Source organism: Rothia sp. P7208 (assembly GCF_048512915.1).
Taxonomy (GTDB): Bacteria; Actinomycetota; Actinomycetes; order Actinomycetales; family Micrococcaceae; genus Rothia.
In genome coordinates this window covers 33,892-50,572 of record NZ_JBLXXW010000007.1, presented here as the reverse complement: position 1 = coordinate 50,572, position 16,681 = coordinate 33,892, and the positions used below count along the sequence as shown (strand labels likewise).

Sequence of the window (16,681 nt, the reverse complement as noted above, 5' to 3'; positions counted from 1 at the left end):
TTCTAACCTCTTCTGCCCTTAGTGAGCTTGTCCGCGAGTCATTAGTCCGTGGTCATAGCCAAAATCGCGAGCCGATTCGGCAATACGAACGAAATCATAAATAGAAAGCTTCTCACCACGCAATGATGAATCAATCCCAGCATGGTTAAGGATCTCTTCAGCTTGAGCCGGCGAACCGGCCCAAACACCCAAGGCAGCGCGTAGAGTCTTACGACGTTGAGCAAATGCCGCATCGATGATAGAAAAAACTAGTTCTTGACGAACATCCGATAAAGGTTGTTCACGTCGAGTAAAGGACACTAACCCAGAATTAATTTTAGGGGCGGGCCAAAAGACATTCTTACCGATAATTCCAGCCTGAGAGACTTCACAGAACCAGTTGGCTTTGAGCGAGGGCACACCATAAATTTTTGAGCCGGGCACTGCGGCAAGACGTTGAGCAACTTCTTCTTGAACCATGACCAAAGCATGACGTAGTGAAGAAATATGGGTGAACAAGTGAATCAGGATAGGAACAGCAACGTTATAGGGAAGATTTGCAACCAGTGCAGTAGGGTTTTGCTCAAGCTGGTATACCTTCATTGCATCACTGTGAATAACGCTAAGGTTTTCTGCCTTTTCTGGTCTGAACCGTTCTATTGTGTGTGGGAGTTGTTGTGCCAGTGGAGGGTCTATCTCAACTGCAACAACAGCAGCAGCAGCGTCTAGAAGACCGAGGGTTAGAGACCCAAGCCCAGGCCCAACTTCAAGGACAGTTTCATGAGGATCAATATGTGCTGCTGCCACGATACGACGAATCGTATTCGGGTCAATCACAAAGTTCTGTCCTAAAGTTTTTGTGGGGCGAATACCAAGAGTATCTGCAAGTTCACGAATCTCTTGAGGACCTAATAGTTGCTGTTCGTTCACATCGTTTATCTTAGCAATCTATGCCAAGAAGAACATAATGTTGGCAGGATTCCCCCCTATTTCATAGCAGGGTTTATCTTAGTTTGTTTTCCCATGAGCCGTAGACAGTATGTGAGTTTTGGGTCAGTAGTTCGCAGAATTGTTCAAGCTCAGATTCTCTGCGTTCTGCCATAAAACGTACCGTATAGTTCGTCATATAAGAGGCGTTAGGACGTCCACGATAAGGGTGAGGTGTCAAAAATGGGGCGTCTGTTTCGACCAGTATGAGAGATGGGTCTGCTATTTCTAGTGCTTTTTGGATGCCATGAGAGTTTTTGAAGGTGACGGTTCCTGAAAAACTCATATACCATCCTTGTTCCATGCAGATTTTAGCTAGATGTTCATCACCTGAAAAACAATGAAAAACAGTTCTCTCGGGTGCGCCTTCTTCTAGGAGGATACGTACGACGTCCTCATGAGCGTCTCTATCATGTATTTGCAGTGCTTTACCGTATTTTTTAGCGATACGGATATGCTCTCGAAAACTTTCGTGTTGTGGGCAACGTCCGTTTTCTTCCGTTCGGAAGTAATCTAGTCCGCTCTCTCCGATGGCGCAGACTCGTGTCTGTTGAGCTAAACGATCGATAATAGCTAAAGATTCTTCTAGTTTTCCGCGCTGATGCAGGCGTGGTGCTTCGTTAGGGTGCAAGGCGACAGCAGCTAACACTCGTGTATCCATATTCGCTACGGCTAATGAGTAGAGAGAAGACTCAACGTCACAGCCCACCTGAACAACATGTGAAATGCCGAGGGACTCCCCTGTATCTAAGGCGTCACGCACGCTAATGTTGACATTTCCATCGAGTAGATCCATGTGGGTGTGGTTGTCGATAACAGGTGCGGGTAAGGGTTCTGGCGCGGGAGGGAAGACAAGGTTGCGGGTGCTTCCGTTCGTTCCGGTATTTGATCTGCGTCCGGTGCCTTCTCCTGTTTCGACGTTGTGAAGGTTGTAGTGTGAGCTTTCGTATGCTGGTGGTGTTTGCCCTGTTGTTAGGTCTGGTGTGTTGGTGAAGATGCTGTGTTGGGTTTCTTCGGTGGGGAGGTGGATACCGAGTTTTTGGGCGTAGTGTGTGAGTTCTTCGGTGGTGAAGTCTCTATCGTTAGGTTGAGTTTTTGAGGTGCGCATTGGGGTCTCTTTTCAACAGTAGATAGGGGTTGTGGGGTGTTAGTTTCGTGAGGCGAGGGTGGCGTTGTATAGCTCTTTGGTTGAGACGCCGTGTTGTTTTCCGATGTGTGCGCAGGCTTGTTTGAGTCGCAGGCCTTGGTCGACGAGTGTTTGGACTTGGTCGACGAGGCCTTCAGGTTCTGGTGTTTCTGGTGTTTCTGCCCCTGCTACTACGAGTGCGATTTCTCCGCGGATAGTGGTATTTTGTGCCCATATTGTCAGTTCGGCAAGAGAGTTACGGAGGACTTCTTCGTGGAGTTTTGTGAGTTCTCGACAGACGACTGCTTGTCGTTGCGCGCCAAAGGTTTCACTCATGTCTTGTAGCGTTTTTGCCAGACGATGTGGGGATTCGTAGAAGATCATAGTTCGTTCTTCGGTGGCTAAGGAGTTGAGGCGTTTGGTGCGTTCGCTTCCTTTACGGGCAAGAAACCCTTCGAAGGTGAATCGTCCGCTGGGAAGGCCAGAGACTGCTAGAGCGCTAAGTACGGCGGAGGGTCCAGGCGCGACGGATACGGGGAGTCCTTCGGCTGCTACGGCTTGGGCTGCGATGTATCCGGGGTCTGAGATGGTGGGCATTCCTGCATCAGATAGGAGGAGGACTGTTTCTCCAGAGCGTACAGCGTGGATGATTTCTTCGGCTTTTTGTGTTTCGTTGTGGTCGTGGTTGGTAATGATTTTTGCGTGGGTTTGGAGTCCTAGTCCACTTAGTAGTCGGCGGAGGGTTCTGGTGTCTTCTACTGCGATGAGGTCTGCTGTTTGTAGGTAGTGTTTGAGCCGGTCTGTGGTGTCAGAGAGGTTTCCGATGGGTGTTGCTCCGAGGATGAGCACTCCGGCAGGTTCTGGTGTTGTGGTGTGTTGCGGGGTGTTGGTTTCTGTGTTGTGTGTCATCGGGGTGTTGCCCTTGTCTTCAATGGTAATGAGAGATTTGAGTTTATATCCAGCGGTTGAACCACATTCGCCAGCGCCAGTGTTCGTAGGGGATTATTTCGGCGGTCCATATGGGGAGGTAGAAAATGGTGATGAGTAGTGCAGTGATAACGAAAAGGGCTACGATAATCAGGCCTTTTTTCTTGCGTTGTGGGGTGTCGTTGGGGCGTCCTAGTGCTAGTCCTAGCGTTCCTGCAAGTAAGAGTATGGCGTAGGGTTCAAAAGATAGTGCGTAGAAGAAGAACATGGTTCGTTCTGGGTATGCAAACCATGGGAAGTAGCCGATAGCAAAGATTGCCCAGAGGGTAAGGAATCTCCAGTCTCTTTTGAGGATGATGATAAATAGTGTGAGTGCCATAGTAACGATGAAAGACCACCAGATGAGTGGGTTTCCAATGTTGAGGATTGCTTCTGAGCATTTGGCTACGGGGCATCCGTTTTCTCCGAGGTGGAGGGACTCGTAGTAGTAGGAGGTAGGGCGTCCAAGGATGAGCCATTGCCATGCTGGTGACTGGTAGGTGTGAGGGCTGTCTAGGTGGATGTGGAAAGAGTACGCGGAGACGTGGTATTCCCAGAGGGAGCGTAGCGCTGGGGGTAACCAGAGCAGTCCTTCTGTTGGGTGTTTTTCTGCCCAGTGTCGGTGGTAGGCGTTCTCGGAGAGGAACCACCCTGACCAGGTGCTGATATAGGTGAGGAGTCCAATACCGATGATGGAGAGGAAGGCTCGTATCCCGTCGTCGAAGATACCGCGTATCCACCATTTTTTGATACCGAGTAGTTGGCGTGCACGGTTGTCCCAAAGGACGGTAATAACACCATATATTGCGATGAAGAATAGTGCGTTCCATTTTGTGCCAACGGCTAGTCCTGCACAGATTCCGGCGAGGATACGCCATGGACGGATGCCTATTTTAGGTCCGTATTGCAGTAGTTTGTTGGTGGGTTCTCCCCCGTTTTGTTGGGCGTTGTGGTGTAAGGCTTGAGCGAGTTTTCTGTGTGATTGTTCTCTGTCGAGGAGGAGGCAGACGAAGGTGGCAAGGAGCCAAAACATGAGGAAGATATCGAGTAGGGCAAGTCTTGATTGGACGATAGCTAGCCCGTCGATACCTAGTAGTAGTGCGCTGAGGCTTGCGACGGTAACAGATCGGAAGATGAGCCATCCGGCGAAGGCGATGAGCCCAACGCTGAGTGTTCCGGTGAGTGCTGCTGCGAAACGCCATCCGAAGGGGTTGTTGTCCCCGAAGAGTGCCATTCCGAAGGCAATCATCCATTTTCCAACTGGCGGGTGAACGACGTATTCTGCGGTGTCTCGTATTCCGGTGGGTGTTCCGGCAACGAATGTTTCGTTAGCGTGTTCTGACCAGTTTCTTTCGTATCCGTAATGGAGAAGGGAGTAGCCGTCTTTGACGTAGTAGGTTTCGTCAAAGACGATGGCGTTGGGGTGGGCAAGGTTCCAGAACCGTAGTGCTCCGGCAAGGAGGACGATAAGGGTGGGGGCAATCCAGCCGTAGCGTGGTAGCGCAATGTATTCGACGTGGAGTCGGGTATACATTTCTTCTAGATTCCAGCCTTTTTTTAAAGCTATGGGTGTTTGTGGGGCTGTCACTCTTGCTCCCTGAGATTCTGGTTCATGGGGTGTTGTTTATCCAGCTAGTTTTTGGCGGAGTTCTTGGCGTTCTTGTTTGCGTTTTTCTTCTTGTATTTTGCGGTATGTGGTGGGCCAGGTTATGGCTGCTAGAGCGGCGATAGTGCTCAGGCATAGGGTGCAGAATACGAGTGCTGCGTCAACCCAAAATTGTGGTGGGTAGAGTCGGATGAGGGTGTCTGATTCTCTAAATTGCCAGTTTCCTTGGGGGAAGAAGATGTGGTGGAATTGGGTGAAGAAGACGTCCCATCCGGTGATGGCGATAATGGCTAGCACGGCGAGGATTAGTGCAGTGAAGAGGTTTCCGTACCAGATGCTACGGCGGATGATTCCTGGTGCTCTAAGGCTCAGGGTTCGTGCGCAAAGTAGTGCGCTGATGATGCTCATGATGGCAAGAACGGTGAGTGTGAGCATGAGATGTTTGACGTCCGTCATGTGTTGCACTTCGCTGTCGAGGAAGAGTTTTTTCCCTTCGAGGTTTTTGATACTGCTGAGGTAGCTAGCTGGTGCGAGGTTGAAAATGTAGTCTAGCCCGTAGTTGCCGTAGGTTAGGCGGTCTTGTGTGTCGAATCCGTAGCGGTCTTTGGGGAATGCGCTGCGGTGGTATTCAATCCAGAGGAAGGTTGAGGAGGCTACGAGTTTGAGGCTGAGGAAGAAGGTGAGTAGTGGTACGCTCAGCCCGATGAGTGTTGCTCGTAGGGCGAGCAGTTTGGGTTTATCTTCGGCGGCGGTTTCTCGTGTGTTGAGGCGTTTTTGTTGTTGTTCTGGGTTTTCTTCTGCGAGCGCTGCACGTCGGGTGTTGCGTTGTGGTTGTTCTTGGGTGTTGTGTTGTGTGGGGGGTTCGGTTGTGGTGGTTTCTTTTATGGTGTGAGTGACGGGTGGGTCGGTGTGTTCTTGTGTGTTGTGAGGTACTGGTGTTGGGGTGGGGTTGGTGTGAGGTGCTGGTGTTGGGTGTTTTTCTGTTGACCAGGGTGTGGAGGTGTTAGAGTTTTTGTTTTTTTCTTGGATTTCTTGCCTGCGAGCGGAGAGTAGTTCTTCGGCGTTAGCTACCTTTTGGGAGATAGCTGGGGATAGTTTTGCCCATTCGTTCCGTCGTTGCGGAGGGGTTGTCATTTTGTAGCTCCTGCTCGTGCGCGCTTATTTTTGCTGTACTTGCAATAAGTATAGGTCAGCTCAGATAGTATCAAGTCCCTCACCGGTGTGGGGTGAGGGACTTGATGTATAAGGTATTTTTTACCAGTTGCCGACGTATGATTCGTCGTCGTAGTGTTCGAAGGGGATGTTCCAGTCTCCGTAGCCGTCATCAGGGTCGGCGTTGGGGTATCCGGTGTTGATGGTTTCGAGGATGTCGCCGACACGGAATGTGTCGAAGAAGTATTTTGCATCTGCTGGTAGTAGTCCGATGCAACCGTGGGAGACGTTGGTGTTTCCTATGTAAGGGTATGCGCTAGGTAAGGCTTGGTGGACGAAGGCTCCCCCTGCGGTGATGCGTGAGACGTTTGTAGCCCAGAAGGGTTCGTAGTAGTGTGGATCGCCTTTTTTGAGTCCTAGTGAGGCGGAGTCAAAGAAGTATTTACTAGCTTGCTCCATAATAACGAGCTGCCCTGTGACGGAAGGCCATTCTGCATCGCCCAGAGTGATGGGAGCTTGGTATATTTGCTCATCATTAACATACATGGTGAGTAGTTTGGTGGCATTATCAGCTAACGCATACTGTTTGTTTCCGGTATAGAAAGTTCGCTTGATGTTTCCGTTGCCAATCATTCCTTGACCGAAGTCGATACCGAGAATATCGATGTTCACTGTGACGGTAGAGTTTGGCGCCCAGTAGTTTTCTGGGCGATAGCGTACCATCTGGTCGGAGTACCAGCGGAATTTTCCGGGTTGTTCTTTGTCGGTGGTGACGGTAATAGCTTTTTCTATGGCTGTTTTGTCGATGACAGGTTCTGAGAATCTGATTTCGATAGGCATTCCGACGCCGTAGGTGGCTTCGTTGATGATGTTAGTGTTTGCGTCGGCCTCATATGCAGCGGAGACTGTGGAGAAGGTTGAGCTTCCGCTAGTTTTTCCACCTTCTGGGTCTTCGGCTGTCCAACTGATAGTGTACTTATTTTTAAAGTTGAGGTTTTCGGTGGAGGTCCATACGGTTTTTTCTGCGTTGTATTCGCCGTTGATGGATTCTCCCTCTTCATTTTTGAGGTTAACTTTGTTGAGTGTTCCTCCGGTGGCGGTGAGTGTTACCGGATGGGTAGGGTTGTATTCAGTAGTATCTGCTACAGGGACGACTTCTACTGTTCCTGTAAATTTTTTGGGGCTGGGGCTCGTGCTTGGTGTCGGGTTGGTTGAGCTATTTGCCTGTGATGCATTATTTTTGGGTGCTCCACATGCACTCAATGTAGCGATTCCGAGTAGTGCCGCCGATGCGCTGAGGAACGGGCGTCGAGTGAAGGCACGAGAAGAGTTTGGTCGTGTTTGACTCACGAAGTTTATCCACCTTAGTTACTGTGTTTGTGATTACTGAAGAACATACGACGGTGAGAGACTTACCGAGAGTTATGCGCGTGAATATCCGCCATTTTTATGTGGCGGTATCTTGCGCTGGGGTTGAGGTGAGTCTGTGTGTGTTGTGGTGGTGCAGGCTAAAACTGCACTCGAAGTTAACAGTCTACTGATAAGTAATTTGATATGTAAAGTTCGAAACTCATAAAAGCAGCAAGATTAGTCTTGTACGCTACGCAGTGTTGGGTATGCGTTTTCAGCTTTTTGAGGTTCTTGAGTGTGGTTTTCAGGACTGTCTAGACGCATCACGTCCCACCCTTGAGGTGCGGTGAGTTTCTCTGCGTGGAATTCGCAGAGGTCGTAGGCGTGTGGTTCACGGTGTGCTGAGAGCGGACCGATAACTGCCGTTGATTGGCTGTATGCATAGGTCAGTGTGAAGATTGCTTCACGTTGGCAGGTTTGTCGTGAACAAAGGCGAACTTGTGCCATCACAGCGTTTCTCTTTTCTGCTAAATAGTCTGTTTACGCAGACGACGACGTTCGCGCTCGGATAGTCCACCCCAGATGCCAAAGCGTTCGTCATTATCCATTGCATATTCTAGACATGCTTCGCGTACGGGGCATTCATTACAAACGCGCTTTGCGTCGCGTGTTGAGCCACCTTTTTCAGGAAAGAACGCTTCTGGGTCTGTTTGTGCGCAGAGCGCATCTGCTTGCCAGGCGAGTTCTCCGTCGTCGCCTTCAGTGCTGTATAGGCCAGCGGCAGCTTCCCAGAGGGAAAGCGCTTCTGCAGAGAACGGGTCAAGGTTCTTTTTTTGCTGTGGAGGCTGTTTTGCTTTTTCTTTAGCGTCGGCGGCAGCTAGTAAAGCGTTTGCTCGTTCTTCAAGGTATTGAGCGGATTGCATAGTATAACGTTGGGGCTGTGTTCCGCTATATTGCGATTCGCTCCCGTAGTTGCGGTGAGCATACAGACCCATTTTCGTCCCTTCCGTGTCCCTATATCGTGGAGGTTTTCTATTGACCAATCTGCTGATTCTTGATTGGCGTGGTTTATTGACACTCATACACTGTATAGCTCGCAACGATGCTGAAGCAAAATCAAAAGTGCAATAAACCTTGAACCTAATTACACGCGTGTAATACCGGTTTAGTCAAGCTGAGAGCAAAAACTTTTATATTTTATTCACTGAAACAGCGTCTTTTGTGCCCTCAATGTGGTATCTACCCTACTGTGTTATGCGATGTTTTTCCATATCGACTAAAAAGTATGGCTCTTATCTCAAAAGTTAAGTGATATACATTATGTTTTGAGGAGTTTTTCGCTAAAGTTATGTGCATGCTCACCCAAAACCCTTCCCGTAACTATTCTTTTGAAAAATTTTTCACCACCCTCAAAGCACGTCAAAGCCCAGCTCTCATCTGGTATAGCGACCATTCCGAACGTATTGAACTTTCTGGGCGAGTTCTCGAAAATTGGGTGAGCAAAACAGCAAACCTTCTCAGCGAAGAATGTGAACTCGATAGCTCAGAGCCAATACACATCAGCACTACCACTCATTGGCGTTCTATTATCATCGCGCTAGCGGCTCTTCGTATTGGCGCACACTTGCATTTCGTACCGGAGGAAGAAGACTGCGCAGACATTTTTTGTACCGACAACATCGACGAACTTCCTAAGAGCTCTACTGAATACCGTCTACTCGTGGAAAAAAGCCCTCTAGCCCCACGCTTTATGGGTGTTCTACCCGATGACACCATGGATTATTGCGCTCTTGTTCGTTCTTATGGCGACGTTTACCATGGACTTTCAACGCCGTCTCTTACGGATACAGCGTGGGAGAATACCAGCTATCAGCAGCTTCTAAACAGTATTGTTCTCACACAGCAAGAACCGTTATCGGAACAGGCCTACGACATTAGTGCTCCTCCCATGCTCAACGCTAATTACCTTCAACAAGTGCTATGTTGTCTTTCTCAGGCAAAAGCCGTTATTCTACGGGATCCGACTGTTCACTGGGTTACAGAAGAAATCCATCGTATTCATCATGACGAAAAAGCGGTATGTTCCCCTTGGCTCTAGGCATTTGTTCACGAATGAATTTCATGAAAAGACATTTTTCCCTTCCCTGCAGAAAAAGAAGGTAGCCTTATGAGTGTGAACTCTCCCATCGTTGGCATTGTTGGTGGCGGTCAGTTAGCGCGTATGATGGCAACTCCCGCCCATGAATTAGGTTTTCGTCTCAAAGTTATGGCAGAAGACGAAAACGCGTGTGCGCGTCAGACTATCCCCGAAGCACCTGTTGGTGATTACACCGATTACACACAACTGCTCAATTTTGCGCGGAACGTTGATGTATTAACCTTCGACCATGAGCACGTCCCGACGCATCTCTTAGAGAAACTTATCGACGAGGGCGTTAATGTTCAGCCGCGTCCTCAAGCTCTTATCTATGCCCAAGACAAGTTACAGATGAGGCAGGCAGTTCGTCATCTAGGGTTAGCTAACCCACCGTGGGCTGAGGTACGTACCCTTGAAGAACTTGTGAGTTTTGGAGAAAAACATCAGTGGGATATTGTGCTCAAAACTCCGCGCGGTGGGTATGACGGCAAAGGCGTTATGGTCATTAGTTCACCAGAACAAGCACGCAGCGAAGAAGTCTTGCAATGGTTCTCTCAGCTTGAGAGCAACACCGCCTTTTCATCTCTCTTAGTTGAAGAGAAAGTTCCCTTCACACGGGAGTTATCAGCTCTTGTTGCACGCAATGACAGCGGAGAGATCCGTCTTTGGGATATCAGTGAATCACGGCAGGTCAACTCCGTTTGCGATGAAGTCATTGCCCCAGCTCCAGCATTATCCGAGCACCTAGCACAAAAGATACGCGATACCGCGCAGACTCTTGCCCGTGAACTTAACGTAACGGGTGTTATGGCGGTTGAGTTATTTGAAGTTCCAGATTCGTCAGAGGGTTTCTATATCAACGAGTTAGCAATGCGCCCGCACAATACTGGGCATTGGACTCAAAACGGATCAAAAACTAGCCAGTTTGAACAACATTTACGTGCGGTGCTCAATCTTCCGTTAGGAGACACACAACTGACAGAATCTAATGCTCTGATGAAGAATATCCTCGGCGGTACTTACGAGAATATTGGGGAGCTTTACCCGCAGGCATTAGCGCTTGAGCCTCAAGCAAAAATACATCTTTACGGTAAAGACGTCCGCTTCGGACGAAAAATTGGCCATGTTAACATCACCGGCACTGAACAATCATTATCTCAGCGACAACTAGCCGCCGAAAAAATATCTCGTCTCTTCCGCACAGGTTTAGAGACACCCACCTCTTCAAAGGAGTAATATCATGCTCTCATCGTACGAGAACACCCAACCAATTATTGGTATCGTTATGGGTTCTGACTCTGATTGGCCGGTCATGGAAGAAGCTGCTGCTGTCCTTGAGGAGTTTGGTATCACATATGAAGCTGATGTGGTTTCGGCTCATCGCATGCCTGAAGAAATGATTGAATACGGGCTCCGTGCACATGAGCGCGGTATTCGCGTCATTATTGCCGGAGCTGGTGGTGCTGCACATCTTCCAGGAATGTTAGCTTCTGTTACACCGTTGCCTGTCATTGGTGTTCCAGTACGTTTAAAAAACCTTGAGGGAATGGACTCTTTGCTGTCTATTGTGCAGATGCCAGCGGGTGTTCCGGTAGCAACGGTATCTATCAATGGTGCACGTAATGCTGGTCTTCTTGCTTTACGGATTTTAGGTGCTGGCGTTGATGATCAGGCACAGCAGATTCAGGCTGACATTAGACAATTTGCACAGAATCTCAAACGTTCCGCACAAGATAAGGGTACAGCTCTTCGAGCTAAAGTTTCATCACGCACCCAACAGCAAGAAAATGATTCGGCAGAGGCATTACCAGTAGAAGATTTACCGCGTGATAAACCTTATGCGCCCTGATGATTCTCTTCAGGATGTTGGAGGGGCCTCATTGTTCTTTTCTCTGATTCTTCATTAAATGTGGGATAACTCAGCTGGTATAGAGTGAGCAAAGAGGCCTATGGTTCGGTATGCTGAAAACCATGAGTAATATCCTGCAATCAGATATTTGGGCAAAGTTCCAAACAGCAAATGGTCACCAGGTGTTCCGTGGTAGCGGAGATGGGTGGAGCTATCTTGCCACGCTAGAAGGTGGCAAAACTGGACGATACCTCTACTCCCCCTATGGGCCTGTTGCCGATAGCGCGGAAGCTTTTGATGAGGCAATCGCAGATATGAAGAAGGTTGCTGCCGAGAATAAATGCTGGTTTATTCGTGTTGAGCCCACGCAAGAAGCAATTTGGGGTTCTCGTTCGGCAGAGACGTTCTTGTCTGCACGCGGTTTTAAACTGTCTCCACGGCAAATTCAGCCCGGACATACTCAGATTATTGATTTAGATGTATCTGAAGACGAGCTCTTGCAACAGATGCAGTCTACTAACCGCAATTTGCACCGTAACATCCATAAAAAGGGTATTACATTTGAGGTCTCGCATAATCCTGAAGATATCGATATTCTTACTAAATATCTAGAGCAGACAGCGCAACGTAATCAGTTTAAACGTCAGCAAGATGATTATCTTAAACGTGTTGCTCAAACTCTTATGCCAGAAGATGCTGCTCGCCTGATTATTGTAAGAACCGCTGAAGGCGAAGCTATTGGGGCAACTTTCGTCTACGATTCTGACGATACACGTACCTATGCGCATACTGGAACTTCTTGGGAGCACCGTAAGCTACGCATTAATAAGCCTCTTGTTTCGTGGATGATTATGGATGCAAAAGAAAAAGGTCTCAAATACGTTGACTTGTTCGGAATTGCTCCTAATGATGATCCAAACCACGAGTGGGCAGGCTTTACGGAGTTTAAGAAGTCTTTTGGTGGACGTTCAGTTGCGTATCCTGGAACTTGGGATTTACCAGTCTCTGCGGTAGGTTACCGTGCTTACGAATGTATCCGCGCTGCTCGTGAGGGTCTTCAACAGCTGAAGACTAAAGTTGCTGAGGTTCGTTCAGCTCGCCAAAAGTCCTAGGCTCTTGCGCTGAAGTATTCTGCTCAAAGTTTCTTAACAGACTGCGGGTGGGTGGAAATATAGTATGGTTTCCACCCACCCGCAGTTTTTTGCTCATAGAGCCTTCTATTACGGTTATCGGCGCACGCTTGCTTTACGTTGAAGGATGCGTTCCCAACGTTCTAAGTTATGCTCTGCGTCGATGATACGCACGGTTCCTGATTTACTACGCATAACCAGTGATTGGGTTGTGACAGTGTTTCCGTTGTAGCGTAAACCGCGAAGGAGTTTTCCGTCGGTGATTCCTGTTGCCGCAAAGAAGCAGTTATCGCTGGTGACGAGGTCGTCTGTTGTCAGTACACGGTCAAGGTCGTGTCCAGCTTCGAGGGCCTTTTCGCGTTCTGCATCGTCGATTGGAGCAAGCCGTCCTTGAATGATTCCACCGGTAGATTTAATAGCACAGGCAGCAACGATTCCTTCTGGTGTTCCGCCAGTTCCCATCATGAGGTCTACGCCGGTTCCTTCACGGCATGCGGCGATAGCACCGGCGACATCACCATCAAGAATGATTCGGGTACGGGCACCAGCGTCACGGATTTCTTGAATCAGTTTTTCGTGGCGGGGGCGGTCAAGTACACAGACGGTGAGCTGGCTAACTGGTTTACCTAACGCTTTTGCGGTGAGGTGAAGGTTCTGTTTAACTGGTAGTCGTAAATCGACAAGTTCTGCAGCCTCTGGTCCAGCAACGAGTTTTTCCATATAGAACACGGCAGATGGGTCGAACATGGAGCCGGCTTCTGCAACAGCAATAACGGATAGCGCGTTATCCATTCCAAGGGCGGTTAGTCGGGTGCCGTCGATGGGGTCTACGGCAATATCAAAGGACGCTCCAACTCCTTCGCCAACTTTTTCGCCGTTAAAAAGCATGGGTGCTTGGTCTTTTTCTCCTTCACCGATAACGACAGTGCCGCTGAAGTTGACGGTAGATAGTCGATAGCGCATAGCGTCTACGGCTGCACCATCGGCAAGGTTTTTGTCTCCTGCTCCCACCCATGGGCCACTTGCTATAGCAGCAGCTTCGGTTGCACGCACGAGTTCTAGTGCGAGGTTTCGATCGGTGTGGTAAGTATCGTTCTGCGCCAGCTTTTCTGACATGTGCCCTGACCTTCGAGGTAGATGATATGTACTCAAGATGTGGTCATAGGTCAGTCATTACGTCATCGTCATGACTGGTTCCCTTTTTCCGTCATCATTCTATAAGCTTAGTTCCATATACTGATTCTTGTGATTCAAATTGCTAAATTTTTCTCTCTATTACCTGAGTTTTTCTGAGTGGATAAGGTTGTCTTGAGGTTTTTATGAGGAAGATAGGGGAAAATAGTTAGGTGAGCACAGAACAATATCCTTCATCTCAAGACACTGTTTCTGCCGAAGAATCTTCTGAACCGGTAGTTCCCCTCATTACTCAGAAGCAGGCACAACGTATTCATGCTCCGGCTCGAAATATGATTATTTCGATGGCGGTGATGATTCTTATTCTGATTCCTATTCTCTGGTTATCCCCTGCTTTAACGTCCAATAAGAATCATTACAATCCACAGGTTGATTTAGATTCCACTGCATATCTGTCTTCTCAAGAGGCTGGTTATCCTGTGGCTGCACCAGAGCTAGACGGATGGCGTTATAACTTTGCCCGATGGAAGAGCCACCAAGCAGATGGTATTAGCTTCTGGAACACCGGTCAGCTTACTGCTCAAGCAGGGTACATTGAATTGATTCAAGCCGAAAATACTAACCCTACGTGGATTGCGCAGCGAGTCAATAATGCTGCTGTGCAAAGAACGCAGGAGGTCGCTGGTGTGCTCTGGGATGTTCGCGTGTACACACCTAAAGATGGTGAACCAACAATTTCATACGTAGGTACTGTTTCAGGAACAACCGTCATTCTTAATGGACAAAGTTCCGAGGACGAAATTATTCAATTAGCTCAAGCTGTTATCGCTTACGAGAAGAACCCTACAAAAACTGCTGAACCGACGTCATCTTCAGGTATCCAGTAAAACGGAGCAGCATCAGTGTTCGGGAAAGAAGAATGATGAACAGTAATGAACGAGTTTTTACTCCGCAGCAGGCTCTTGAACGGTTACTTGAAGGGAACTGGCGTTTTGTACACGGTCGGGTGGAACACCCTAATCAGGATGCAGAACGTCGCAATGATTTAGTTAGTGGACAGTTCCCTTATGCGACCTTGTTTGGTTGTGCTGACTCTCGTATTGCTGCTGAAGTAATTTTTGATCAGGGTCTAGGCGATATGTTTGTGGTACGAACGGCGGGGCATGTGATGGAAAGTGCGATTACCGGCTCTTTAGAGTATGCGATTGCACATTTACATACTCCGTTAGTTGTTGTTCTTGGTCATGATTCTTGTGGAGCTGTTTCGGTCACTCAAAAGGCTTTGAAGACGGGTGTTTTCCCCGGTGGCTTTATTCGTTATTTGGTTGAGCGAATTATTCCTTCAGCAATCTCTGCCCATTTGTCGTCTACTCCGAGTGTGAATGAAATAGTTCGGGAGCATACTGTTCAGGTGTCAGAACGTATTTTGGAGCAGTCACGTCTTATCGCTAAGGCGGTTGATGAGGGACGTACTGCTGTTGTGGGGATGTTTTATCATCTTGCAGATGGCAAAGTTGAGTTGGTGTATTGTTCACAGAATATCGATAAGAATGCTGCGATGAGGTTTTTAGCTTAAGGGTTTGTGTGGTTCTTAATTTTTGGTTTTTTCTTGTCAAAAACCCGCAAAGTGAGCTGTAAGTCACTTTATGGAAGCTAAGCTGGTAGTCATGGCTGAACATATCGAATACCGTATTGAACATGACACTATGGGTGAAGTGCGAGTCCCAGCACAGGCGCTGTACCGTGCACAAACCCAACGAGCAGTAGAAAACTTTCCTATCTCAGGGCAACGTTTAGAATCTGCACATATTCGCGCTTTAGCGCTCATTAAAAAGGCTGCTGCTACTGCCAATGAAGAACTAGGTGTTCTTGATTCCCAGCGTGCTCAAGCTATCCGTGAAGCCGCCGATGACGTCGCAACCGGGGCATACGATGAGCACTTCCCCATTGATATTTTTCAAACGGGATCGGGAACCTCCTCTAATATGAACACCAATGAGGTTCTAGCAACTCTTGCAACACGTCGTCTCAAGGAGCAAGGTCTTGAGGTTCACCCCAATGACCATGTCAACGCTTCACAATCTTCTAACGATGTTTTCCCTACATCGGTTCATGTGGCAGCTACTTCTGCTCTGATTAACAATCTCATTCCAGCTTTGGATACGTTGGCTTCATCTTTAGAGCAAAAGTCTGAGCAATTCAAAGATGTTGTGAAATCTGGTCGTACGCATCTTATGGATGCAACCCCCGTAACGCTCGGACAAGAGTTCTCTGGTTATGCCGCACAAGTACGGTATGGCATTGAGCGTGTCGAAAGTTCTTTGGCGCGTGTTGCAGAAGTTCCTTTAGGCGGAACTGCTGTCGGTACGGGAATTAACACTCCAGAAGGTTTTTCTGCGCGAGTCATTGAGTTACTTGCGAAGGAGACTTCTTTACCGATTACTGAAGCTCGTAACCATTTTGAGGCGCAGGCAAACCGTGATGCTCTGATTGAAGCCTCAGGGCATTTGCGTACTATTGCCTATTCGTTAATGAAAATTTGCAACGATATTCGTTGGATGGGTTCTGGCCCTAATACGGGTCTAGGAGAATTGCATATTCCAGATTTGCAACCGGGATCTTCTATTATGCCTGGAAAGGTAAACCCTGTTATTTGTGAAGCAGTGATTCAGGTAGCTGCTCAAGTAATTGGTAATGATACAACGATTGCGCTTTCGTCTACCAACGGCGCATTTGAACTTAACGTTGGTATTCCCGTCATGGCTGCTAACCTTTTACAGTCAATTCGTCTACTCTCTAATGCTTCAACGGTGATGGCGTCCAAGATGATTAATGGTTTAGAAGCTAATGTTGAGCGCTCTCGTTTCTTAGCAGAGGCTTCGCCTTCTACCGTAACCCCGCTCAATAAATATATCGGTTATGAAGCTTCTGCGAAGATTGCCAAATATGCGGTAGCTCATCAGAGCACTATTCGTGAAGCAGTATTAGCTCTTGGATATCTTGAGCGCGGAGAAATTACAGAAGAACAGTTAGATCAGGCGTTAGATGTGATGAGCATGATTGGTTCTTATCGTTAGTCTCTTAAGTCGGCTCAAGAGACTGAGCATGATATGCCGTTGGTGCAGGTACACAAGGTATCTGTATCAACGGCATATTGTTTTTTCTAAACGTTGAGGGTCTTTTTTATTCTGAGATTTTCAGTTCTTGACTCTAGATGTTCTTAGGAAACAGGTCTATCGTTAATAGTAAGAATACTGATAAATAT

At 48.0% G+C, this 16,681-nt stretch carries 16 protein-coding genes; 7 read left to right on the top strand and 9 right to left on the bottom strand.

Features of this window, described 5'->3' with window-relative positions; all coding sequences use genetic code 11:
• Positions 1 to 18 precede the first annotated feature (18 nt).
• From rsmA to ACN084_RS06990, 8 genes are all read right to left on the bottom strand, one after another.
• Positions 19 to 909: a 16S rRNA (adenine(1518)-N(6)/adenine(1519)-N(6))-dimethyltransferase RsmA gene (gene rsmA / locus ACN084_RS07025; RefSeq protein ID WP_419106363.1), complete on the bottom strand. Its 891-nt coding sequence runs from the start codon at positions 907 to 909 to the stop codon at positions 19 to 21.
• A gap of 73 nt (positions 910 to 982) precedes the next feature.
• Positions 983 to 2,074: a TatD family hydrolase gene (locus ACN084_RS07020; protein ID WP_419106362.1), complete on the bottom strand. Its 1,092-nt coding sequence runs from the start codon at positions 2,072 to 2,074 to the stop codon at positions 983 to 985.
• 39 nt (positions 2,075 to 2,113) lie between these two features.
• Positions 2,114 to 3,001 (bottom strand): 16S rRNA (cytidine(1402)-2'-O)-methyltransferase, encoded by an 888-nt coding sequence (gene rsmI / locus ACN084_RS07015; RefSeq protein WP_419106361.1) that lies wholly within the window; start codon positions 2,999 to 3,001, stop codon positions 2,114 to 2,116.
• A gap of 43 nt (positions 3,002 to 3,044) precedes the next feature.
• A complete protein-coding gene (locus tag ACN084_RS07010) occupies positions 3,045 to 4,646 on the bottom strand; it encodes a dolichyl-phosphate-mannose--protein mannosyltransferase (RefSeq protein WP_419106360.1) in 1,602 nt (533 codons plus the stop codon).
• Between the two features lie 36 nt (positions 4,647 to 4,682).
• On the bottom strand, positions 4,683 to 5,798 hold the full coding sequence (locus ACN084_RS07005) for a TIGR01906 family membrane protein (RefSeq protein WP_419106359.1): 1,116 nt from the start codon (positions 5,796 to 5,798) through the stop codon (positions 4,683 to 4,685).
• Positions 5,799 to 5,918: 120 nt separating this feature from the next.
• Positions 5,919 to 7,166, bottom strand: a complete 1,248-nt coding sequence (locus tag ACN084_RS07000) for an Ig-like domain-containing protein (RefSeq protein ID WP_419106358.1) — start codon at positions 7,164 to 7,166, stop codon at positions 5,919 to 5,921.
• Between the two features lie 237 nt (positions 7,167 to 7,403).
• The gene (locus ACN084_RS06995) at positions 7,404 to 7,673 is read right to left on the bottom strand and encodes a DUF3499 family protein (RefSeq protein ID WP_419106357.1); all 270 of its coding nucleotides are present in this window, start codon (positions 7,671 to 7,673) and stop codon (positions 7,404 to 7,406) included.
• Positions 7,674 to 7,693: 20 nt separating this feature from the next.
• Positions 7,694 to 8,161, bottom strand: coding sequence for a WhiB family transcriptional regulator (locus ACN084_RS06990; RefSeq protein WP_419102050.1), 468 nt, complete (start codon positions 8,159 to 8,161; stop codon positions 7,694 to 7,696).
• Between the two features lie 359 nt (positions 8,162 to 8,520).
• Between ACN084_RS06990 and ACN084_RS06985 the strand changes: the two genes are divergently transcribed.
• The 4 genes from ACN084_RS06985 to ACN084_RS06970 all read left to right on the top strand — a co-directional run bounded on the left by ACN084_RS06985 (position 8,521) and on the right by ACN084_RS06970 (position 12,264).
• Positions 8,521 to 9,264: a TIGR03089 family protein gene (locus ACN084_RS06985; RefSeq protein WP_419106356.1), complete on the top strand. Its 744-nt coding sequence runs from the start codon at positions 8,521 to 8,523 to the stop codon at positions 9,262 to 9,264.
• A 69-nt stretch (positions 9,265 to 9,333) separates the two neighbouring features.
• Complete coding sequence (locus ACN084_RS06980; RefSeq protein WP_419106355.1) at positions 9,334 to 10,539, top strand: 5-(carboxyamino)imidazole ribonucleotide synthase; 1,206 nt, start codon at positions 9,334 to 9,336, stop codon at positions 10,537 to 10,539.
• A gap of 4 nt (positions 10,540 to 10,543) precedes the next feature.
• Positions 10,544 to 11,152 carry a 5-(carboxyamino)imidazole ribonucleotide mutase gene (gene purE / locus ACN084_RS06975; RefSeq protein WP_419106354.1) on the top strand — a complete coding sequence of 203 codons (609 nt, stop codon included), beginning with the start codon at positions 10,544 to 10,546 and terminating at the stop codon, positions 11,150 to 11,152.
• 122 nt (positions 11,153 to 11,274) lie between these two features.
• The gene (locus ACN084_RS06970; RefSeq protein ID WP_419106353.1) at positions 11,275 to 12,264 is read left to right on the top strand and encodes a lipid II:glycine glycyltransferase FemX; all 990 of its coding nucleotides are present in this window, start codon (positions 11,275 to 11,277) and stop codon (positions 12,262 to 12,264) included.
• Positions 12,265 to 12,378: 114 nt separating this feature from the next.
• On the opposite strand, the gene glpX is transcribed toward ACN084_RS06970, so the two are convergent.
• Entirely contained in the window at positions 12,379 to 13,398 is a 1,020-nt protein-coding gene (gene glpX / locus ACN084_RS06965; RefSeq protein WP_419102045.1) for a class II fructose-bisphosphatase, read from the bottom strand.
• 230 nt (positions 13,399 to 13,628) lie between these two features.
• On the opposite strand from glpX, the gene ACN084_RS06960 reads away from it, so the two are divergent.
• The 3 genes from ACN084_RS06960 (at position 13,629) to ACN084_RS06950 (ending at position 16,493) form a co-directional block, all read left to right on the top strand.
• Positions 13,629 to 14,303 (top strand): DUF4245 domain-containing protein, encoded by a 675-nt coding sequence (locus ACN084_RS06960; protein WP_419106352.1) that lies wholly within the window; start codon positions 13,629 to 13,631, stop codon positions 14,301 to 14,303.
• A gap of 32 nt (positions 14,304 to 14,335) precedes the next feature.
• Entirely contained in the window at positions 14,336 to 14,992 is a 657-nt protein-coding gene (locus ACN084_RS06955) for a carbonic anhydrase (RefSeq protein ID WP_419106351.1), read from the top strand.
• Positions 14,993 to 15,083: 91 nt separating this feature from the next.
• Positions 15,084 to 16,493, top strand: a complete 1,410-nt coding sequence (locus ACN084_RS06950) for a class II fumarate hydratase (RefSeq protein WP_419106350.1) — start codon at positions 15,084 to 15,086, stop codon at positions 16,491 to 16,493.
• Positions 16,494 to 16,681 lie beyond the last annotated feature (188 nt).

Coding starts and splice junctions, on each gene's coding strand:
- ACN084_RS07005 (WP_419106359.1), bottom strand. CDS start 5,798: ATGACAACCCCTCCGCAACGACGGAACGAATGGGCAAAACTATCCCCA.
- ACN084_RS06995 (WP_419106357.1), bottom strand. CDS start 7,673: ATGGCACAAGTTCGCCTTTGTTCACGACAAACCTGCCAACGTGAAGCA.
- glpX (WP_419102045.1), bottom strand. CDS start 13,398: ATGTCAGAAAAGCTGGCGCAGAACGATACTTACCACACCGATCGAAAC.
- ACN084_RS06955 (WP_419106351.1), top strand. CDS start 14,336: ATGATGAACAGTAATGAACGAGTTTTTACTCCGCAGCAGGCTCTTGAA.
- purE (WP_419106354.1), top strand. CDS start 10,544: ATGCTCTCATCGTACGAGAACACCCAACCAATTATTGGTATCGTTATG.
- ACN084_RS06980 (WP_419106355.1), top strand. CDS start 9,334: ATGAGTGTGAACTCTCCCATCGTTGGCATTGTTGGTGGCGGTCAGTTA.
- ACN084_RS06950 (WP_419106350.1), top strand. CDS start 15,084: ATGGCTGAACATATCGAATACCGTATTGAACATGACACTATGGGTGAA.
- ACN084_RS07020 (WP_419106362.1), bottom strand. CDS start 2,074: ATGCGCACCTCAAAAACTCAACCTAACGATAGAGACTTCACCACCGAA.
- rsmI (WP_419106361.1), bottom strand. CDS start 3,001: ATGACACACAACACAGAAACCAACACCCCGCAACACACCACAACACCA.
- ACN084_RS06990 (WP_419102050.1), bottom strand. CDS start 8,161: ATGGGTCTGTATGCTCACCGCAACTACGGGAGCGAATCGCAATATAGC.
- ACN084_RS06985 (WP_419106356.1), top strand. CDS start 8,521: ATGCTCACCCAAAACCCTTCCCGTAACTATTCTTTTGAAAAATTTTTC.
- ACN084_RS06970 (WP_419106353.1), top strand. CDS start 11,275: ATGAGTAATATCCTGCAATCAGATATTTGGGCAAAGTTCCAAACAGCA.